The sequence below is a fragment of the Psychrosphaera sp. 1_MG-2023 genome (genome assembly GCF_030548245.1).
Lineage (GTDB): Bacteria > Pseudomonadota > Gammaproteobacteria > Enterobacterales > Alteromonadaceae > Psychrosphaera > Psychrosphaera algicola.
This window is the reverse complement of sequence record NZ_JAUORW010000004.1, coordinates 192,639-214,564: the sequence shown is the minus strand read 5'-3', so window position 1 is coordinate 214,564 and position 21,926 is coordinate 192,639. Positions and strand designations below refer to the sequence as shown.

19 protein-coding genes are annotated in these 21,926 nt (G+C 41.6%); 13 read left to right on the top strand and 6 right to left on the bottom strand.

Translation table 11 applies throughout. The annotated features are described in order from the left end of the window. The first annotated feature begins 31 nt into the window (after positions 1–31). The 7 genes from Q4575_RS05115 to Q4575_RS05085 all read left to right on the top strand — a co-directional run bounded on the left by Q4575_RS05115 (position 32) and on the right by Q4575_RS05085 (position 7,906). Positions 32–1,489, top strand: coding sequence for a tagaturonate reductase (locus Q4575_RS05115; protein WP_303521553.1), 1,458 nt, complete (start codon positions 32–34; stop codon positions 1,487–1,489). A gap of 44 nt (positions 1,490–1,533) precedes the next feature. Beyond that, positions 1,534–3,024 carry a UxaA family hydrolase gene (locus Q4575_RS05110; protein WP_303521552.1) on the top strand — a complete coding sequence of 497 codons (1,491 nt, stop codon included), beginning with the start codon at positions 1,534–1,536 and terminating at the stop codon, positions 3,022–3,024. After that, positions 3,024–3,953: a sugar kinase gene (locus Q4575_RS05105; protein ID WP_215965008.1), complete on the top strand. Its 930-nt coding sequence runs from the start codon at positions 3,024–3,026 to the stop codon at positions 3,951–3,953. Before Q4575_RS05110 ends, Q4575_RS05105 begins: the two co-directional genes overlap by 1 nt. Positions 3,954–3,964: 11 nt before the next feature. Beyond that, positions 3,965–5,044 carry a pectinesterase family protein gene (locus Q4575_RS05100; protein ID WP_303521551.1) on the top strand — a complete coding sequence of 360 codons (1,080 nt, stop codon included), beginning with the start codon at positions 3,965–3,967 and terminating at the stop codon, positions 5,042–5,044. 168 nt (positions 5,045–5,212) lie between these two features. After that, positions 5,213–5,830 carry a bifunctional 4-hydroxy-2-oxoglutarate aldolase/2-dehydro-3-deoxy-phosphogluconate aldolase gene (gene eda, locus Q4575_RS05095; RefSeq protein ID WP_303521549.1) on the top strand — a complete coding sequence of 206 codons (618 nt, stop codon included), beginning with the start codon at positions 5,213–5,215 and terminating at the stop codon, positions 5,828–5,830. Positions 5,831–5,843: 13 nt separating this feature from the next. Next, complete coding sequence (gene fbaA, locus Q4575_RS05090) at positions 5,844–6,926, top strand: class II fructose-bisphosphate aldolase (RefSeq protein WP_303521548.1); 1,083 nt, start codon at positions 5,844–5,846, stop codon at positions 6,924–6,926. A gap of 2 nt (positions 6,927–6,928) precedes the next feature. Next, on the top strand, positions 6,929–7,906 hold the full coding sequence (locus Q4575_RS05085) for a class 1 fructose-bisphosphatase (RefSeq protein WP_303521547.1): 978 nt from the start codon (positions 6,929–6,931) through the stop codon (positions 7,904–7,906). A gap of 162 nt (positions 7,907–8,068) precedes the next feature. Here Q4575_RS05085 and Q4575_RS05080 read toward each other — a convergent pair whose 3' ends face one another. From Q4575_RS05080 to Q4575_RS05055, 6 genes are all read right to left on the bottom strand, one after another. Next, complete coding sequence (locus Q4575_RS05080; protein ID WP_215965003.1) at positions 8,069–8,701, bottom strand: RpiB/LacA/LacB family sugar-phosphate isomerase; 633 nt, start codon at positions 8,699–8,701, stop codon at positions 8,069–8,071. 229 nt (positions 8,702–8,930) lie between these two features. Next, positions 8,931–10,187: a gephyrin-like molybdotransferase Glp gene (glp, locus tag Q4575_RS05075; RefSeq protein ID WP_303521546.1), complete on the bottom strand. Its 1,257-nt coding sequence runs from the start codon at positions 10,185–10,187 to the stop codon at positions 8,931–8,933. 406 nt (positions 10,188–10,593) lie between these two features. Next, complete coding sequence (locus Q4575_RS05070; protein ID WP_303521545.1) at positions 10,594–11,397, bottom strand: DUF1338 domain-containing protein; 804 nt, start codon at positions 11,395–11,397, stop codon at positions 10,594–10,596. A gap of 43 nt (positions 11,398–11,440) precedes the next feature. Beyond that, on the bottom strand, positions 11,441–12,910 hold the full coding sequence (gene astD, locus Q4575_RS05065; protein ID WP_303521544.1) for a succinylglutamate-semialdehyde dehydrogenase: 1,470 nt from the start codon (positions 12,908–12,910) through the stop codon (positions 11,441–11,443). 32 nt (positions 12,911–12,942) lie between these two features. Continuing rightward, on the bottom strand, positions 12,943–13,992 hold the full coding sequence (gene astA, locus Q4575_RS05060; protein WP_303521543.1) for an arginine N-succinyltransferase: 1,050 nt from the start codon (positions 13,990–13,992) through the stop codon (positions 12,943–12,945). 29 nt (positions 13,993–14,021) lie between these two features. Further along, positions 14,022–15,227, bottom strand: a complete 1,206-nt coding sequence (locus tag Q4575_RS05055) for an aspartate aminotransferase family protein (protein ID WP_303521542.1) — start codon at positions 15,225–15,227, stop codon at positions 14,022–14,024. Positions 15,228–15,380: 153 nt separating this feature from the next. Between Q4575_RS05055 and Q4575_RS05050 the strand changes: the two genes are divergently transcribed. From Q4575_RS05050 to Q4575_RS05025, 6 genes are all read left to right on the top strand, one after another. After that, complete coding sequence (locus Q4575_RS05050) at positions 15,381–15,809, top strand: Lrp/AsnC family transcriptional regulator (protein WP_303521648.1); 429 nt, start codon at positions 15,381–15,383, stop codon at positions 15,807–15,809. A gap of 120 nt (positions 15,810–15,929) precedes the next feature. Then, on the top strand, positions 15,930–18,206 hold the full coding sequence (locus tag Q4575_RS05045) for an ABC transporter substrate-binding protein (protein ID WP_303521541.1): 2,277 nt from the start codon (positions 15,930–15,932) through the stop codon (positions 18,204–18,206). A gap of 41 nt (positions 18,207–18,247) precedes the next feature. Next, a complete protein-coding gene (locus Q4575_RS05040; RefSeq protein ID WP_272182032.1) occupies positions 18,248–18,502 on the top strand; it encodes a hypothetical protein in 255 nt (84 codons plus the stop codon). A 373-nt stretch (positions 18,503–18,875) separates the two neighbouring features. Then, positions 18,876–20,111: an NADH:flavin oxidoreductase/NADH oxidase family protein gene (locus Q4575_RS05035; protein WP_303521540.1), complete on the top strand. Its 1,236-nt coding sequence runs from the start codon at positions 18,876–18,878 to the stop codon at positions 20,109–20,111. 228 nt (positions 20,112–20,339) lie between these two features. Next, complete coding sequence (locus Q4575_RS05030; RefSeq protein ID WP_303521539.1) at positions 20,340–21,146, top strand: putative hydro-lyase; 807 nt, start codon at positions 20,340–20,342, stop codon at positions 21,144–21,146. A gap of 6 nt (positions 21,147–21,152) precedes the next feature. Beyond that, entirely contained in the window at positions 21,153–21,899 is a 747-nt protein-coding gene (locus Q4575_RS05025; protein WP_303521538.1) for a 5-oxoprolinase subunit PxpA, read from the top strand. The last annotated feature ends 27 nt before the right edge of the window (positions 21,900–21,926 follow it).

Genomic DNA, 21,926 nt, shown 5'->3' with positions numbered 1-21,926 from the left:
TAGAAAAAATACGTAACAAATCGGACAGATAATGAAACAGTTAAATCGACAAAACCACGCTTCTAAGCGCTATCCAACCAAAATTATGCAGTTTGGCGAAGGCAATTTTTTAAGGGCTTTTATCGACTGGCAAATTAACCACTTAAACAAAGAAAGTGGGCTAAACGCTGGGATCAGCATTATTCGTCCAATCGATTACGATGCTTTGCCTCTTCTTAACACTCAAGATGGACTTTACACCACGCTTGTTCGCGGCATTGATGAGTCGGGTGAAGCCACCGAGCAAGTTGATATTATTGAATGCGTAAATGAAGAAATTCCGGTTTATAAAGAATTCGATAAATATATGGCACTGGCGGAATGTGAAACGTTAAATGTTATTTTTTCAAATACAACTGAAGCTGGTATCGAATTTATTGATACAGACAAGCTTGGCGATGCACCAGCAAAAGCATTCCCTGGAAAATTAACACAGTGGTTGTACAAACGATTTAATCACTTTAACGGTTCAGCCGATGCTGGCTTGATGATCATCCCATGTGAATTAATTGACTATAATGGTGAAAAACTAAAAGAAATTGTAATGCAATATTGTCAGTTATGGCAGTTAGACGAGCAGTTTATCGCCTGGATTAACGATTCTAACCATTTTTGCTCCACGTTGGTTGACCGAATTGTTACTGGCTTTCCGCGCTCTGAACACGACGCACTACAGACAAAACTTGGTTATCTAGACAACTTTATGGTGACGTCTGAGTACTTTCACTTTTTCGTGATCCAAGGTCCAAAAGAGTTAGAAGATGTTTTGTGTTTAAAAAACACCAGTCTGAACATCAAAGTGGTCGACGATATTTACCCGTACAAACAACGTAAAGTTGCTATTTTAAACGGGGCGCATACGGCACTAGTGCCACTTGCCTATATGGCAGGAATTGAAGCCGTTGGCGAAGCAATGGATGATAACTTGTTTACCCAATATGTCGAAAAATTGATGTTTGACGAAATCATACCGACACTGAATTTACCTAAAGATGAATTGGTACAATTTGCTAACGACGTGATTAAACGTTTCCGCAATCCGTATATCCATCATTTGTTGCTGTCGATCTCTCTTAACAGTATGACCAAATTCCATACCCGAATTTTGCCGCAGTTACTGACATTTGTAGAAAAACATCAACAAGTACCGACTTTGATGGCTCAGGCGATTGCCGCACAGATATTAATGTATCGCGGGACGCGTGACGGTCAAGCAATTGAATTAAGCGACTCACCACAGTGGATGGCGTTATTTGCTGATGTTTGGCAACAACACTCCGAAGGGACGATGACAACGCAACAGGTGGTTGAAAGTGTCCTAGGTGCAAGTTGGCACTGGGAGCAAAACCTAAACGACGTGGAAGGGTTAACACTCGCTGTTACGTCAAGTTTAGCAGCATTTTTAAACAGCGGAGTCCGTGTAGAGCTAATGCGTACTCTGCAGGCGTAAGCCGGTTTTTAAACGTTTTAACACGTGATTTGGAAGTAGAACAAATGAAACATATTATCCGTTTGCACGCGACTGACACAGTCGCAATAGCGTTGGCCCCGTTGGTTAAGGGCCAAACGTATCATGATGGCGAGACATCAGTAACGCCAATTAGCGATATTGAAAAAGGCCACAAAGTTGCACTTATCGATATCGCCGTTGATGAAGCTGTTATTAAATATGGCGCGCCAATAGGTCATGCAATATCACCAATAGCGGCAGGTCAGTGGGTTCACACGGATAATGTGAAAACAAATTTAAAAGATGAATTGGAATATCGATACCAGCCTGAAAACATCACCTCAAACTTTGCTACTGACGACTCGCCAGAAGTGCAAATTTATCGTCGTGCCAATGGCGATGTCGCCATAAGAAATGAGCTATGGCTTATCCCTACCGTCGGCTGTGTTAATGGCATGACCGCCCAAATGGTGAAAGAATTTACCCGTCGGCACAAAGATTTGGCAATCGACGGGGTGTTTGCATTTCCACATCAATTTGGTTGTTCGCAACTCGGTGATGACTTAGAAACAACTCGGGTATTGCTGCAAAATATGGCAAAACACCCCAATTGCGGTGGCGCATTAGTCGTAGGCCTTGGCTGTGAAAACAATCAGGTTGTGGTTTTCGAAGATGGACTTGGTGATTATGACAAAGACCGGGTGAAATTTTTGGTTACCCAAATGGTGGAAGACGAAGTGGAAGCTGGCGTCGCCATGATGGAACAGATTTATCTTAAGATGCAGCACGATAAACGTGAAAAAGGACGTTTATCAGAAGTTAAATTTGGACTCGAATGTGGCGGCAGTGATGGGCTATCGGGCATCACAGCAAATCCATTGTTAGGTCAGTTTTCGGACTTTTTAATTACCCGCGGCGGCACAACCGTATTAACCGAAGTACCAGAAATGTTTGGTGCAGAAACCATTTTAATGTCGCGCTGCAAAGACGAAGAAACCTTCAATGACTTAGTTGGAATGGTGAATGGCTTTAAACGGTATTACAAAGATCACAATCAACCTATTTATGAAAACCCGTCACCGGGCAATAAAAATGGCGGTATAACCACGTTAGAAGATAAGTCTTTGGGTTGTACTCAAAAAGCGGGCTTAAGTCCGGTTCAAGCCGTTTTAAAATATGGCGAGATCATGACTCAACCAGGTTTAAACCTACTTGATGCTCCAGGCAATGATGCTATCGCAACGAGTGCTTTAGCAGCGAGTGGTTGTCATATGGTGTTGTTTACCACAGGTCGCGGCACACCTTATGGTGGTTGGGTTCCTACCTTAAAAATTGCAACAAACAGTGAAATGGCAACCAAAAAACGCCACTGGATTGACTTTGACGCCGGCCGCTTAGTTACCGATACCAGTATGGAAGATTTGTTAGCTGAATTTATCGACCTGTTAGTTAGAGCTTGTAATGGCGAGCAGGTGAAAAACGAACTTAATGAAATACGCGAAGTTGCTATTTGGAAGAAAGGAGTGACGCTGTAATGAGCGAGTTTAAACTTGCCATTATCGGTGAATGTATGGCTGAAATATCCGGCCGTGCATTAGGTACAATGCAACAAAGTTTTGGCGGCGATACGCTCAATACCGCGTTATACCTAAAGACAATTTTACCAAATACTGGCTTAGTGAGTTATGTCACAGCAATGGGCGAAGATGGGTTAAGCCAAGCGATTATTGGTCGCTGGCAAGATGTTGGCATCGATACCACTTTGGTATTGATTGACCCAAAGCGTCAAGTTGGTTTGTACATGATTGAAAACGACAACAGTGGCGAGCGTACATTCCAATATTGGCGTAACGACTCCGCTGCTCGGTATTTGATGCGGCACAAAGACTTAACGGCCGTTTTTGAAAAGCTAAGTGAATATGACACGCTATTTTTGTCTGGGATATCTTTAGCGATATTGCCAGACAAAGACAAATTTCAACTCATAGATGCTCTTAAAGCATTAAAACAACAAGGTGCCAAAATAATTTTTGACGGCAATTACCGACCAAAGCTCTGGGCCGATAAACAAACCGCTCAAATGTTTTATAACCTCGTTTACCCTATTGCTGATTTGGCTTTAATTACCTTCGACGATGAGCAATTGTTATGGGGTGATGCCAATATTGAAGTTTGTCGTGAACGCCTATTAACCCATCAAATTCCACATTTAGTGTTAAAAGACGGTGCTAATGGCTGTTATCACACGCACAAACGAGAAACCCTTCATATCCCGACAACGCCAATTGAAAATGTGATTGACACCACCGCAGCTGGAGATTCGTTTAATGCGGGTTTTTTGGCTGGTTGGTTAACTAATAAACCTGTTGGGCGATGTGGTGAATTAGGCAATAAAGTGGCTGGCCAAGTCATTCAACAAAAAGGCGCAATAGTGCCACTTAATTTAACCCAACTTGCGTTATAAAGAGGTTGGTGATGAATAAAGTTATAGTGACAGTCACGTATCTTTTGCTGTTTAGTATTGGCTTATTTTCCTCACTTGTAGCGTCAACGCCTTATGGTTCTGAGCCATTATCTGGTGACACTGAATTGTTGATAGTGGGTAAGAACCAAGCTTATCAAAGTATTCAAAGCGCAATAGATGACAGTTCAAAAGCCCTTCAAACTGTGATCTTTATTGAAGATGGCATTTACAACGAACGGATTTTTATAACCCGAAATAAGATAGCTTTAGTTGGGCAGTCAGCAAAAAATACCATAATAAAAACCTCTGTTTTACGTTCAACCTGGCGCGAAACACACCCATCTGATTGGGGGGCGGCGACGGTCAATATAAACGCCTCTGACGTCACGTTAGTGAACTTATCGATTATTAATGAATATGGTTTAGTCACAGGTGATCATGAACATCAATTTGCGGTTCGAGGTTTTGAACTCAGCGACAGGATCATTACGCATAACTGCAATGTTATTGCCGGTGGAGCCGACACCTTGAGTCTGTGGAATAAACATGGTCAATATTATCACTCCCACTGTTATTTTGAAGGTCATGTGGATTTTGTCTGTCCGCGCGGAACGGCGCTTATTGAAAATTCGACATTTTATAATCAAAAACAAGCCGCCACGATTTGGCATGACGGAGAACTAGCCCCCAATTACAAGCTTGTTGTGAGCGACAGTAAGTTTGACGGCATCCCTGGCTTTTGGTTAGCTCGACATCATTATGATGCCCAGTTTTATTTACTAAATTCGACGTTTTCAAAAAACATGGCAGACAAACCAATATTTAGAAAACGATATAACAACAAAAATAAAGAGCGTGCGAATCTCTATGGTCAACGTTACTTTTTTGAAAACAATACGTCTGACAATGACTATCCATGGCTAGAGTCAAACTTTAGAACCAGCGATGTATTAACAGAAGAACATCCGACATTGGCGTCATGGGTTTTTAATAATAAATGGCAGCCAAAGCAAAGTTTAGAAAGCTTGTCTGATTATTTAAAGCAACATCTTAAATCCCATGAGTTTGACAAGTTTAAGGTCAATCAATAACTAGGAAGCATTTGTTGATAGTTCTTTAGCTCGATGATTCTTCAGCTCAATCGCTCTGGGCTTTTCGACTCATCAATGATTACCGACCTGCCTAGATTGGCAAGTCAAACAGTGAAAGCTGAAACACAATCACACACACAAAACACACACAAAAAAACAGGTACACACATGAGATCATTTCGTTCATTAATGGCTGAGCAAGTGCTTTTGCCTATTATTCAAGCCGAAACAGTAGAACAAGGCGTCCAAGTAGCAAAAGCGATGCGCGCAGGCGGCATCCATCTGGTCGAGGTTGTTCTTCGCACAGAAGCGTCACTGCAAGCAATGATTGCAATAAAAAAAGCGTTTCCAGACATGATTGTCGGGGCGGGAACCGTTGTTTGCACTGACTCACTAAAAAGAGCAATTAATGCTGGAGCAGACTTTATTGTGACGCCGGCGATAACACCGAGTTTAGGTGCTCAATTAGCTGAATGTGGTGTACCCGTGTTGCCAGGCGTGGCAAATGTAGCCGACATTCTCACTGCACGAGAGTTTGGCTTCAAAGAGCTTAAGTTGTTTCCCGCTTCGTTGGCCGGCGGCGCTAAATTTATCGCAGCGATGTCGGGATTGTTTTCAGACACTTATTTTTGCCCAACTGGTGGTGTTAACCAAGCAAACAAAGCTGACTACTTGTCGCTTGGCAATTGCTTTGCAGTGGGCGGAACTTGGGTTGCTGACACAAAGTGGGTTGCTGCGAATGAATGGCATAAAGTCACTCAAGCCTGCCAACAAGTTGGTGTCTAGAGGAGGTGATATTATGGCAAAAGAACACATACCCAACATTCCAGTAGGGGTAGTTTTTGGCAAAAACGTATCGCAATTATTTGCCGACGCAAAACAAAACCGATACGCCATTCCTGCCGTCAATGTGACCGGAACCAATTCGATAAATGCGACGTTAGAAACGGCCGCTAACGTAAGTTCGCCGGTAATCGTGCAACTCTCGCACGGCGGGGCGAGTTTTTTTTGTGGCAAAGGGATTGGATTAGAAGTGCATCAACCTTCAATCATAGGTGCAATCGCCGCCGCCCATTATGTTCAGCAAGTTGCCCCGTTATATGGTGTACCTGTGATTTTGCATACCGACCATGCAGCTCGCAATTTATTGCCCTGGATAGATGGATTACTCGATGCAGGTGAACGACATTTTGAACAAACCGGCAAGCCGCTGTTTAGTTCACACATGATCGATTTATCTGAAGAATCACTCGAAGACAATATCGACACTTGCCAACGATATTTAAAACGCATGAGCGCAATCGGTATGACGCTAGAAATTGAACTCGGTTGTACCGGCGGTGAGGAAGACGGCGTTGATAACTCATCGTTAGATGTTTCTGATTTATACACGCAACCGCAAGATGTGGCCTACGCCTATAAAAAACTCAGTGCAATATCGGACAACTTTATTATTGCCGCGTCATTTGGCAATGTGCATGGAGTTTATAAACCCGGTAACGTTAAGCTCACGCCTAAAATTCTTCGCGACTCACAATCCTTTGTAGAACATGAATACAACTTAGCACACAACCCGCTCAATTTTGTATTCCATGGTGGCTCAGGATCTGAGCCGGAGTTAATTGCTGAGTCGATTGAGTATGGCGTAGTGAAAATGAATATTGATACTGATACTCAATGGGCGGCTTGGATGGGTATTCTCAATTATTATCAGCAATATGAAGAATATTTACAAAGCCAAATTGGCAACCCTGATGGGGATGATAAACCGAATAAAAAATACTACGATCCTAGGCAATGGTTACGCCGCGTTGAGCAAAGTATGACAACTCGACTTGAGCAAAGCTTTGTTGACCTTAATTGTCTCAATAGGTGGCAATAAACATGGAAAGACTGATCCCTACATTAAAAAAAGACGGAGTTGAACTCGACCTTATTTTACTTATCCGCACGATATTAGCGGCAACCAAAGAAATTGCATTTCGCGTGAGCCAAGGCGAATTATCTGGCGTATTAGGTTCGACCTTGGATGAAAATATTCAAGGTGAGGTACAGAAAAAGCTCGATGTATTGGCAAACCAATTATTAAAGGACATGTTAAGCGACGATGATTCAGTGCGGTCAATTGCGTCGGAAGAAGAAGAATTTGTAGTGCCTGTTCATTCGACCGCTCCTTATATTGTCGCCTTTGACCCATTAGATGGGTCGTCAAATATCGATATAAATGGTCAAATAGGCACCATATTTACCATCTATAGGGCGAGGGATGATGTTGCGGCAAACAGTCCAGAGCAATTTGCGCAATTAGGCACTGAACAGGTTTGTGCGGGCTATGTTTTGTATGGCCCTTCAACCTATCTGATGATGACAACGGGAGGCCCGACAAGAGGTTATACGCTGGATCTAACCCATGGTGGATACTTACTTACGGTGCCAGAAGTGACGTTGTCGCAAGATAGCATGGAGTTTTCCGCAAACATGGCTAACTACCGTTATTGGCAGGAAGGTGTGCAACACTACTTTGACCAAGTATTGTATTCGTCAGAAGACTATAAAGACGTGACTATGAGGTACAACGGCGCCATGGTCGGAGACATTAACCGAATTTTGATAAAAGGCGGTGTTTTTCATTATCCAAGCGATGCCCGTGCTGGCAATGAGAACGGAAAGATCCGTTTATTATATGAAGCAAACCCGCTTGCAATGTTAATTGAAAAAGCTGGCGGTAAAGCAACGGCCCACGGTAAACGGATAATGGCATTACCACCGACAAGCTTGCATCAGCGAGTCCCTGTCGTGATGGGGTCAAATAACCTTGTTGATGAATTTGATAAAGCCATTTTTAGTAATTCAAATGTTTAACTGAGCAAAAAAAAGGAGAGGAATTACCTAAGTAATTTTCTCTCCTTAAAGGATTAGCCATTGAGTTATGTCATAACAAATGCAGACTTGAAGGTCGGCAATACCACAACAAAAACACCAACAACATCATCAGGGTATCGTTACATGTAAACTTGCTGGTAGTTACAGTCTCGCTTGAACAAATTGCGCTATTTGCTCATCTTTACAGTTTTCAAAGAAACACGCTTGGAAACGAGGTCCGCCAATCGCTTGTTTAATTAGCTCAGGGTCAATGGCTTCTAGTGCATCAAGGTAATCTTTTGCAACGGCAGATTTAAGCTGAGACAAAATTCCAGCATTGGCCACTTGAGACTCTTTCCGCTCAGCAGGGTAACCTTGACCTTTTTCGCCAGAAAACGCTTTTTCAAAAATGTATTTAATATTAAGTTCAGCACCCCATCCAAATCCTTTAGCAAAAGGCAGGGCAAGGGCATTGCCGTTATTAATTTGGGCAAAAAGATACGCATCTGAAGGGTCAATACAATATCCACACGCCACACCTGGAAATGCGTTTGTTGCCATTAGGGCACCTTGACCTGTACCACAACCGGTCACGACAAAGTCTACGGCTTTACTGTTTAACAATAAGCTGGCAATGATACCAAGGTGAATGTAAGTCAATCTGTGGTCGTTATCGCCGTCCATACCAACGTTAAATACTTGATGGTTTTGTTGTTGTGCGACTTCTTCAAGTTGCGTTAGTACTATAGGGTTCTTTGCCGCTTGGCTAAATTCATTCATTAAAGCGATTTTCATAGAGGGCTCCAATCTGATAATTAAAATTATGGCCGGATTTTAACGTAAACTTAGTTCAATCGCCACCGGTGGCATTAAGTTTTTTTGATCAAATTAAGCGCAGTTGATAGACATAATTTTCAGCAATTAATGTTTAGTTATCTTTAGCGCAAAACCGGCATTGAATGCCGATTTAAGCCAGGATTTGACTTAGTGCTTAGTTGGTAATGTCGCTAAACTTATTTTTTAGCTAGGCGAGTAGGGAATTAAACATCCTGATCTTCACCTGTGCACCAGCTTCGATTCGGCCGTCATTTTGAGTTAGCAAAATGTAGCAATTAGCATTACACATAGACGATAAAATACCGGAACCCTGTGAATTTAGCGCCGTGACTTCTAGTTGACCTTGTTGATTAACTGACGCGACTCCGCGTTGGAAGTCAGCTCGACCAGGGCGTTTTTTTAGCGCCGTAAGTGTGGTTGCGGTGAGCTCCATATTAGAGGTTGGCAAGGCCCCCATCATTTTGATAATGGTCGGCGCAACTAGGATATCAAAGGTGACGGTGGCGGAAACGGGGTTGCCCGGTAAGCCAAAAAATACGCTGTTTGGTAACAGGCCAAAGGCAAATGGTTTACCTGGTTTCATTGCGACTTTCCAAAAGTTGATGTCGCCAATTTCAGATAAAACATCTTTGGTAAAATCCGCGTCGCCAACGGATACGCCACCCGAGCTAATAATAGCGTCGGCGTCCTGATCGGCCTTGATAAAGGCATTTTTAATCGCCTCAACATTGTCAGGAATAACACCAAGGTCAATAACGTCGACATTTAAACGTTTGAGCATGGCTTTTATGGTTTGTCTATTTGAGTCGTATATATCGCCGACATTCAACGTTTCGCCAGGTAATTTGAGTTCATCACCAGTGGAAAATACCGCAACGGTTAACGGTTGAAAAACAGTCACGTTGGCAATTCCGAGTGAGGCCATCATACCAATGTCGACACTGCGAATTTTATGGCCGGCAGAAAATAGCGTTTCACCGGTTTTAATGTCTTCGCCACAAAAGCGAATGTTGTCGTGTAAAACAGGTACTTTTGAAAGCGTTATAACATCATCTTGGCGAACGACATTTTCCTGCATAACGACTGCATTACACTCAGTAGGTACCGGCGCGCCCGTCATTATTCGGATGCATTCGCCTTGATTTATCCGCCCGGTATAAGGATTTCCCGCCATTGCTGCACCCACAACTACTAAGTTTATGTTGCTGGAATGTTTTGGTTTGTCAGAGCTTAAGTCAACTAAGTTTACCGCATATCCATCCATTGCGGAGTTGTTTACCGGCGGGACATTAACGGTAGCAACAACATCTTCACTTAATATTCTGCCGTCGCTGTCATCAATATTGATTTTAATGGTTGAGGTTACCGACTGAACTGCGGATTGTAATTTAGCTAAGGCATCATTAACGGGGAGCAAACTTGGCGCGCTGCAACTGTCTAACATTGGATTTCCATTTTGGGCAAAGGTCGAATATGGCAGAGCCAAATATTTGAACTTGGCTCACAATTTAACGTATTGTCTGGCTTTATGTGCAAATGCGCAAATGGATTTTGTTTCTAGCGAATGCCAATCCAGTTAACAGCCAAATTTTTTGACGTTTATTAGGCTCAAGATAAATTGTTTTTTTTGCCTGAAATGCATTTTTGTGGAATAGGTTTAGGCTTTTAAGAAAACCCAAAAAAAGCCATTTAATAAACAACTGCTTGAATAAAAAGGGCTGTTCTAAAAAAAGGCTGCTTGAAAAAAGGCTGCTTGAAAAAAGAGGGGAACAAAAAATAAGGCTTCGAACAACAAAGCACGATGCCATAAGTTAAATCGGGCTTTACAAGGTAAAGCCCGATTTATCATTCTAGCGTGCGTTTGTGCTTTCAAAAATTTTGTCAGCAGAAGCTGCGACAAAACCGGTATAAAGTTTACCGTTTGGCATTTCATATCGCAGTGCAAATTCGTAGAAACAACTCGGAATGGTTTTGTTACCGTCGGTAAATTCAACAGTAGCGTCATCCGCAAGCGTGGCTGATTGTTCCAATAACACCTCAGCAGAACCTTTTATTTCACCACCCGTTGTATTCAGTGGGAAACCAGCGGCCTTCAATTTGTCGTTGACCGACTCAAGAGTATCGAAGTCCTTTAAGGTATTTACGTTCACCGTAAAGTGATTTGCACGATAACCCCAAGCGGCTGTCCAAGCAGCATATTCACTTTCTTCTAACAGCATATCGTAAGTTGCAGAATCTAGCTCCCAATGGCGGCCCGAATATAAGAAGTTATCGGCGGTGACAGCTGACGCATCAATGTTATCTACAAGCGTTTTTATCACTTGTTGCAAAGGCGCTGAGAACTTTTCTACGAGCAGTTCAGAGATGAATACTTTTGGTTGGTTTGGATCTGAGTGTTCAAAGTGCTTAGCGTATAAACATTTTGCGTCGAAATGGTATTCACCGCATTCTTTATAGCCTACAGCTTCAAAGTGTGCCGCGAGTTTATCTAAACCAACTTTAGGTAGGTTAAACGTACGTAACGCAATATGGTCATTAACAATGTCGTCTTGCTGTGTTGAACCAAGTAATTGATGAATTTTATTGGCTGAAGGTGTAACGGTTAGGTAGTTCTGCCACAAATTGTCAAAGAGTTCGTTCACGTTGTTATGCATGTGTGTGTCCTTAAATCCGGAAATATTAATTAGCTAAATTAGGTTAAATAGATAAGCCTGGCGACAAGGTTGCCGGTAAACTCACTTCTGTTGCTTCTACCGATGCGACTGGGTAGGCACAGTAGTCAGCAGCGTAGTAAGCACTCGCTCTGTGGTTGCCACTGGCACCTATACCACCAAATGGCGCTGCACTTGACGCACCTGTGGTCGGTTTATTCCAATTTACAATACCAGCTCGAATGTGTTTGAAAAACAGATCGTAATCATCTTGCGAATCACCAATAAAACCGGCTGACAATCCAAACGACGTATTATTCGCTTCATTAATGGCTTGGTCAAATTGAGTATAACGATATACTTTTAAAAGTGGTCCAAAGTGTTCTACATCTGGCAGTGGATTGGCATGTGTAACGTCGATGATCCCTGGGGTAACAAAGCCGGTATCCGTATTTGTGTGCTGCAATTCAACTAATACTTTACCACCAAGTTCAACAATTTTCTGCTGGGTAATTGCCATCCCTGCAGCGGCTTGTTTTGAAATCATTGAACCAAAAAAAGGTTGATGTTCGGCGAATGGGTCGTCAATTTTGATGTTATTTGTAGCGTCAATTAGCTTTGCTAAAATCGCATCGCCATTGGTACTCTTTTCAATAAACAATCTGCGAGCACAGGTACAGCGCTGACCCGTCGTAACAAATGCCGATTGAATAATGTCATGAACGGCAGCGTCGATGTTTTTCACATCTTTAACGATAAGCGGGTTATTGCCACCCATTTCCAATGCCAAAATTTTACCTGGGTTGCCCGCAAACTGCTCGTGTAACAAATGTCCAGTGGTTGAGCTGCCGGTAAAAAACAAGCCGTCGATACCGATATGAGAGGCCAAAGCCTTTCCGGTTTCGACCTTGCCCTGAACTAGATTTAACACACCAGCTGGAAGGCCAGCTTGTTGCCAAAGGCGAACGGTTTCTTCGGCAACTAACGGTGTTAAGTCCGATGGCTTAAATACTACGGTATTGCCAGCAATAAGCGCTGGCACAATATGTCCATTTGGTAGGTGGCCTGGGAAATTATAAGGACCAAATATCGCTACGACACCATGTGGTTTGTGACGTAATTTTGCGGTTGCCCCCGGAATGTCATTGGTCACTGAACCCGTACGTTCATTGTAGGCCTTGACCGAAATGGCAATTTTACCCACCATAGCACCGATTTCAGTTTTACTTTCCCACAGTGCTTTACCCGTTTCCTGAGCAATAATTGCAGCGAGGTGATCGGTATTCTCTTTTAACAATTCAGCGAAGCGGGTAATGATAGAAATACGTGCGTCGAAGGTCATATCTGACCAATCTAAAAATGCATGGCGTGCCGACTTAACAGCGACATCAATTAAGTCTGCACATGCTGAAGCACCTTGCCATATGCGAATATCATTGGCGGGGTTAATCGAATTGAAAATAGGGCCGGTGCCCGCTTGCCACTCACCATTAATGTATTGAATTGCTTCTGTCATTGTATTTCCTAAATTCATTGTGATGGGGTTATTTACAGCACCAAAATACGTAAAGAGTCACCTTGTTGCACGGCCAATGCGTCAGCCATCGATTGTGAAACCAATACCAGTGTTTGGTCAGCTTCGGTATGTAAAATTATTTGCTGGGTAAACGTGGCCCTAAATTGCTCAACATGAAGGTTACTAAGTCCGTAAGTTTTTGCATTTGGATCAATATTGGTTGGGAGTTGATCGTCTGCACAAATAGTGACGGTGGCCAAAAAGCTGTTTTTTACCGATTTAATCTGCGGTAATTTAGCTTCAACGGTGGGGCCTGCGTCAAACAAGTCCACGTAGCCTCTAGGTTCAAACCCTTCTTTTGTTAACAAACCTAAAGCGGGTTTGGTTTTGTCATGAACTCGACCAATAACTGCCTGCGCTTCAGGGCTTAACATACTTGAGTAGATTGGGTGTTTGGGCATCAGCTCAGAAATAAATCCCTTGTTTCCTAAGCCAATTAAATGATCAGCCATAGAAAAATCGATACCAAAAAAGTGTTCTTGTAACCATTGCCAAAACGGCGAATTACCCTGTTCGTCAGACACGCCACGCATCTCAGCAATAATAGTGTTAGAAAAACGCTCAGTGTGATCCGCCATAAACATAAACCGCACTTTTGATAATAATCGTCCGGCACGGGTTTTACGGTAAGCTTGCTCTAAAAACAGTGTGCATATTTCAGTTGCACCGGTGTAATCGTTACATACGGCTAACGTATCTAAGCTTTTATAGATCCCAAGTTGTTTAGAGTGGTGAACAATTTTACTCTGACGGTAGTGGTACAGGGGCACACTTAAGCCAACAGAGGCTTCGATGCCCGTTGTTCCAACAATTTTTCCTGTCTCGGTATCTTCGAGAACAAACAAATAACTTTCTTCTGCACGTTGGGTAAAAGGGGCGTTAATGCTATTTACCGCCCGTTCTATTTTTTCCATCAGACGCGCATCGTCAACTGGTAATGAGGTAAACCCATAACCTGAATTGATGGCAATCTGCTTGAGGCCATCAAAGTCAGTTTTTTGAATTGGTCGAACAATTAACATATGAGTTACCTATTTTGGCGATATCCGTCTTAGCTATTTACAATGTTTGCAACAGCTTGCTCAAATCGTTCTAGACCTAATTGAATGTCTTCAAGTTCGATAACTAACGACGGCGTAAATCGGATCACATTTGGTCCCGCAATTAAGCACATAACTCCAATGTCAGCGGCAGCCATCAAAAACTCTTTTGCGCGTCCTTGGTATTTTTTGTTGAGTGCAGCACCAAGTAATAACCCTTTGCCTCGAATTTCGCTAAAAATATCAAATTTGGCATTTATCGCGTTTAGGCCTTCACGAATAACGTGTTCTCGTTGTGAAACACCATCTAATACGGCTTTTGTGTTAACAGTATCAAGTGCTGCTTCAGCTACTGCACAGGCTAGGGCATTACCACCGTAGGTTGAACCATGTGTGCCAATTTTGAGGTGTTTTGCAATCTCAGTGGTGGTCAACATCGCAGCGATTGGGAATCCACCACCTAATGCTTTTGCCGTTGTCAAAATATCAGGTGTCACACCTAAATCTTGATACGCATATAAGTGACCTGTGCGGCCTACACCGGTTTGCACTTCATCAAAGATCATTAACGCATTGTGTTTGTCACACAGTGCACGAACACCTTTAATAAATTCTTGCGTTGGTGAAATGACACCACCTTCACCTTGCAATGGTTCTAACATTACAGCACATGTCTTGTCTGAAATTAGTGCTTCTAGAGACGCTAGGTTGTTGTATTCAGCGTGTGAGATACCACCTGGTTTTGGCCCAAACCCGTCAGAATAAGCCGCTTGACCACCAACAGTAACAGTGAAAAATGTACGACCATGGAAGGCTTTATCAAACGCGATGATTTGATCTTTTTCTGCACCGTAGTTATCTAAGGCAAAACGACGTGCTAATTTTAATGCGGCCTCATTTGCTTCGGCGCCTGAATTGGCGAAATAGACTTTTTCGGCAAAAGTCGCTGCACATAGTTTTGAGGCTAAACGAAGAGCGGGTTCGTTAGTCATCACATTAGACAGATGCCAAATTTTTTCACTTTGTGTTTGCAGCGCATTTACCAAATTAGGATGACAGTGACCTAAACAACTCACCGCGATACCACCGGCAAAATCGACATATTCTTTGCCATTTTGGTCCCATACACGAGAACCTTTGCCTGATACTGGAATTATGGCCGCTGGGGCATAATTTGGGACCATAACCTGGTCGAATAAATCTCTTGAAACCTTCATGTAATTCCCCTTGAACCAAGGCTGTATAGCCGTTGTTTATTATTCAGTCTTATTGATATTGGTCTATTATGTGGATTAGTGATGTTAAAATGCAGCGTCAAATGGTTAAATGTGATCATTATTTTAGTCAAATTAACGGGGTTAGTTGTCAAAATGCTAAGTGAACAAGAGATAAAGCTATTATTACTGCTGCGTGAAAACGCTAGAATGAGTGTGTCTGACTTGGCAAGGGCATTAAATTTGTCTCGCACAACTGTGCAAAATAGGATCACTAAGCTAGAAGAAACAGGGGTGATAAAAGGGTATTCCGTCGAATATGGTAGCGACTTTTTATCAGACCAAGTTATGGCCCACGTGCATATCAAAGTAAAACAACAATTGACTACTAAAACGTACATTGCTTTAAAGCAGTTTTCTATGGTTGCTGAGTTATACGCGATAAGCGGTGAATACGACTTAATCGCTGTCGTACAAGCAGAGTCGCTAAGTCAGTTAAATCAAACCTTGGACAATATTGGTAATCTCAGTGGCATTGAGCGCACTAACTCTTCCGTTATTTTAGAGACTAAATTTAAGCGTTAGTGTGACCAGACTGTCATTGAATTAAAATGTGTTAAATCATTAATTTTTAACTAAGCTTATGTAAATTGGTAGTTTACGCCACGTAAATGTGGCTAATTCACTTTGAGTCGAGATAAGTTAATGAAGTTTTTTTCTATCCTCGTAATTTTGATTTTTTGCGCCCCTCTGGTGGCTAAAGAAAAAGTAACATTACAACTAAAATGGTTTCATCAATTTCAGTTTGCTGGTTATTACGCAGCACTTGAGCAAGGCTATTACGATGAAGTTGGATTGGATGTTGAAATACGAGAACGAGACCGAAATACGTCACCGATAGATGATGTTATTAAGGGTAAAGCAAACTATGGAATATCAGACTCGAGCATTGTTGTTCAGCGTATGGCAGGCAAACCTGTAGTCATTGCATCCACTATTTTTCAAGCAAGCCCGTTAATATTTATGTCATTGGCTGATAAAGGCATTACAAGCCCTTACGATCTGGCCGGTAAACGCATTATGTTTCAACGAAGTGTTGATGACGCGCCTCTTCTTGCTCTTTTAAAAATGTTTGGGATCCAAGCAACTGATTATCAATTTGTTAAACACAATTTTAACGATGAATCTCTCATTAATGCCACCACTGATGTTATGTCTGGTTATCGGTCAAATCAACCGGTTAAATACAAAGAGCTTGGCCATGAAGTTAATATAATAGACCCGAGCAGCTACGGTGTAGATTTTTATGGTGATCTTATATTCACTACAGAAGACGAAGTTAAAAACCACAAAGGTAGAGTGAAAAAATTTGTTTCAGCGTCAAGATTGGGATGGATATATGCGCTGGAACATCAAGAGGAAATTGCAGATCTTATTATTAACAAATATGGTTCTAAAACGGCAAAACCACTATTACTTCAAGAAGCAAATGAAACTGCAAACTTGGTTAAACATAAATTTGTAGAGTTAGGCACGGCATTCCCAAACCGATTTAACAGTATCGCTGAAACTTATAAAGATTTAGGCATGGTTGGCAAAAGCAGTACGATAGATGGCTTGTTTTTATCCGAATATGAATTTTCTTCGTTTAAAGTTGATAATCGCTATTTATATCTTTTGATCTCAATTTTGATAGCGGTGCTTGCGTATTCTTATCATCAAAAGACGTTTAACCGACGACTTAAACGATTGGTAGAAGAGCAAACGATTGAGCTTGAGCAGAATAATAATAAATTGAAGGAAAATTTAACCTTATTGGAATATAGCAATCGTGAACTGGCGGTAGCAAAGCAAGCAGCAGATAAGGCGAGTAGTGCTAAGTCGTTGTTTTTAGCAAACATGAGCCACGAAATAAGAACACCGATGAACGGCATTTTAGGTACCTTACAATTACTCAAGCAACAACCTCAAAATGATGAAAGTAGCCAACTACTGAGTGATGCGTCATTGTCATCCAGGGCATTGCTAACCATCATTAATGACATTTTAGATTTCTCTAAAATTGAGGCTGGCAAATTAAGTATTGAAAATGTGCCATTTGATTTAAATGCCATTTTACAAAGTGTTGAAAGCTCCCTTAAACCAGATATTGAAGAAAAAGGTTTACAGTTTAATATCGAGAAAAAAGACAGTTACCTTCGCTATTGGTCGGGAGATTCAGTTCGAGTTAAGCAGATATTACTAAATATTGTTTCCAACGCAGTCAAATTTACTGAACAAGGCGCAGTAAATATTACATTGGCTAAGTCGGTCCAAAACTATTTAGAAATTAAAATATCCGATTCGGGTATTGGAATGTCTGACCAACATCTACATAATTTATTTAGTCGCTTTGAGCAAGCAGACAAATCGACCACTCGAAAATTTGGTGGTACCGGTTTAGGGATGGCCATTACCAAGAGTTTGGTTGACATTATGAATGGCACAATAGATGTTAAAAGTGAGTTAGGGAAGGGGACCGTATTTACTATTTTATTGCCACTTAAACATGTTGAACAACATGAGATAGGGGCAAAACATGAACCCAAACTAACCTTGCCTAAGCTAGAAAAGCTCACTGCAATTCTTGCTGAAGATAACAAAATAAATCAGACCATATTCTTATCCATGATGAAAGGCACTGGGATCCAAATACGCGTTGCAAATAATGGTCAAGAAGCCGTTGATTTGGTGGCTGACAGTGTTCCTGATGTGATTTTTATGGATATTCAAATGCCGATAATGGATGGTATGGAGGCGTGTACAATCATTAAAAAGTCACACCCAGAAATTAAAGTCATTGCTGTAACTGCTAACGTTATGGATGAAGATATCGAAATGTATTTCGCGGGGGACTTTGATTACTATTTAGCAAAACCTATCGAACTTTCTCAGTTATACCAAGTATGTAATGAATTAAATAATGAGCTTGATGTTAGATAATTTGGCAATAATATTTAAGTTAAACTTACGGGACTTAAATTATGAAAACTCCTAAAAATGTAGGACTGAACGATACTTTTATTACGTTAGTCCAAGTCGCAAAAGAAGATCCCACGGTTCAAGCAACGCTGGTGAGAATATTGTCATTACAACCAGAGCTTAGGCAGACTGCGATAAAACAGCTTGTTGGCCAACTTGAAGCAAGTCAAGCTCCAAAAGAATTTGTCGTTGCATTGGCATATTTACAAGACGATGACATTGCTAATGCACTTTTTGTCGAGCTTTCAAAAATCTGACAGATCCTAAACGAGAAGTTGATTAAACTCGCAGTCGTTGTTGACTGATATACCTCACTTGCTCAACAGTTAAACATTCACCGTTAGTTTATGTAGCACTTATAATGTATTTTTGGACGTTAAGCATGTTGTTTTTCTGTCGCTTGATTTGCGCTATCATGTCGCCTTGAAAGCGTCGAGTTGAGCCGTTATGTCAGTTGCTTTCCACTAAATAAAGCGAGTTTGTCGTAATAACGAAAAGCAGACGTTGCGACACTTGATAATTTGGATAGCTCCCCAATCTTCATAGTTTACCCAACAATATGTTGAATCTAAAGTTAGCTTTAACTTTAGAAAATTCATCAATCAATTATTCACTTTAAAGAGTCTATTTATGCCCAACCGAGTTGATCTATTTTCGTCGTTTACGTTACCAAGCGGTTTAACGTTAAAAAATCGAGTCGTTAAGGCCTCGATGGAGGAAGGGCTAGGAAATGGACAGCAATTACCAGACAGTGAAATATTCAAATTGTATCAGACATGGAGTGAAGGTGGCGTAGGCACGATTTTAACCGGAAATGTGATGGTAGACCGTCTAGCGATGACCGGCCCAGGCGGGATCGCCCTAGAACATAATACTGACCTACGTCCTTTTGTAGAATGGGCACACAAGGGTAAACTGAATGGTGCCCGACTAATCATGCAAATTAACCATCCGGGTCGTCAAGTATTCGCTAACATGGAAGGTAAAGTATTGTCACCGTCCGATGTGGCGTTAGATCAAGGCAAACACAGTAAATTGTTTGGTCAACCCAAAGCAATGACCGAAGAAGACATTACCGACGTGATCAATCGCTTTGTTACGACCTCAAAACGTGCATATGATGCTGGGTTTGATGGAGTTGAAATTCATGCCGCACATGGATACTTGATTGCCCAGTTTTTGTCTCCACTCACCAACAAACGGCATGATAAGTGGGGCGGAGAAATTGAAAATCGAGCTCGTCTTTTATTCGTCATTATCGAACAAGTTAAAGCTGCAGTGCCGTCACACTTTAGCGTCTCAGTAAAACTTAATTCAGCCGACTTTCAACGTGGCGGTTTTGATGTTGACGACGCCGAGTGGGTTGTTAAAAAGCTGTCAATGTTAGGCCTAGACTTTGTCGAACTTTCCGGTGGTAGCTACGAATCACCTGCGATGCAGGGTAAAACTGCAGATGGTCGTACCTTGCAAAGAGAGGCATATTTTTTGGAATTTGCAGCGAAAATTGCTAAAGTGACAGACCTGCCAATTATGACAACGGGCGGGATTAAACGGTTGCCAGTTGCTCGACATGTTGTCAATTCAGGACCGCAGTTAGTCGGAATTGCAAGTGCATTCGCCTTTGTTCCAAACTTAGTCGATAGATGGCAATTAGATTCTCAATTTGTTGCACAAATAAAAGTTGTTCGTTGGCACGACAAAACATTAAGCGGTTTAGCAAATATGGCATTAGTGACAAGTCAACTGCGTCGTATAGGTAACGGTAAGAAGCCGAAAACCAATGCATCTGGGATTTGGGCGTTACTTATTGATCAAATTAGAAAACGCGCATTAACAAAACGTTATATTGCTAATAAATCTGAATAATGGCTGTATCGATATATCTACGGAATATAGTTAACAATATGTTTTGTTAAGCCTTAAATAACTAATTTTCAGTAGGCAAATTATTGTCTTAGTCTTAATATAGCCTTAAGCGGTTATATGAACTGTCGCAACAGCCTCCCAAAAGACGAATGAATAGTGTAGAGGTTTGTTTTTCGTGTTTTTTTAGTTCTTTGTAACTAGGAAATTAAGTTAATAGGTAATAAAACGATGGCTAGCTCAATAAATATGGACCAACTTCATCCTGCACAAATCCGGAAAATGATCCGTGATGGTGAATGGCAAACACATACTTCTGGTTTAGCGAATGGCTATGTTCAATGTAATTTGGTGATATTGCCTGAATCAGACGCTAACTTTTTCCTGCGTTTTTGCCAACGTAATCCAAAACCCTGTCCAATAATTGCTATGTCGTCTGAAGTCGGTTCTCCATTTGTTGATGTTGGTGGTGAAGAACCAATCGATATTCGCACAGATTTACCTATGTTTAAGATATTCGAGAAGGGCGTCGTTGTCGATGAGGTCCCTGACATCAGGTCGGTATGGCGAGATGATTTAGTCGTCTTTTTGTTAGGGTGCTCATTTTCGTTTGAAGAAGCTTTATTGGCTGATGGCATCGAAATTAGAAACATTACCGAGCAAGTAAATGTACCAATGTACAACACTAACATTGCCAATAGTGCTGTTGGGCCTTTAGGAGGTCAATTGGTTGTTAGTATGCGACCTATGTTAGCGGCTGATGCAATTCGGTCTGTTCAGATCTGTAGCCGTTTTCCGAGTGTTCACGGTGCGCCTGTTCATTTTGGTGACCCAAGCTTGATTGGAATAAAGGACATTGCAACACCTGATTATGGTGATGCGGTAACGATTAAAAAGAATGAAGTTCCGGTGTTTTGGGCATGTGGTGTCACACCTCAAAATGTTGTACGAGAAGCCAAACTCGATTTTTGTATCACTCATAGTCCGGGCTGCATGCTGATAACGGATATTCCTAATAGCAAACTTTCGGTTTTATAAATAAACATGACAACAAAATTAAAATTAAATTGTGATTTAGGTGAGAGCTTTGGTTCATGGAAAATGGGACTAGACGACGCTGTCATGCCGCATATCGATATGGCTAATATTGCCTGTGGTTTCCATGCAGGTGATCCAGACGTGATGTTTAATACCCTGTTGTTGGCAAAGAAATACAATACAGTTATAGGTGCGCATCCCTCGTATCCAGACCTGCAAGGGTTTGGTCGGCGCTCGCTAAATTGCAGTAAGCAAGAAATTACCAACATGGTTGTTTATCAAGTAAGTGCTTTGATTGGGATGGCTTCGACGCTCGGTTTGACAGTAGAATATGTCAAACCTCACGGTGCGTTATATAACGACATGATGAAGGACAGCGCAATTCAAGACGCAATATGTTGTGCCATAAAATTGTTAAATCAGTCGGGACATTCGTTAAAACTCATGATGTTAGCAACCAAAGATAACGCTAAGCATGCAGACACGGCCGCACAACAAGGTGTGTCTTTATTATTTGAATCTTTTGCAGACCGTCGTTATACCGATGAAGGCACTTTACAACCTAGAAGTGAAAAAGGTTCAGTGTTGGATAAGGACGAAATTCTCGTCCAAGTGCGACAATTATTGAACGCTCAGGTAACCACTGCAACGGGTCATCAACTCGCTGTCAATTCAGATACAATTTGTGTACATGGCGATAATGAAGCCGGTGTGAGTTTAATCGCTGACATTCATAAACTATGTAATAGCTAAGTCGTTTATATTGTTCCAACTTTACTT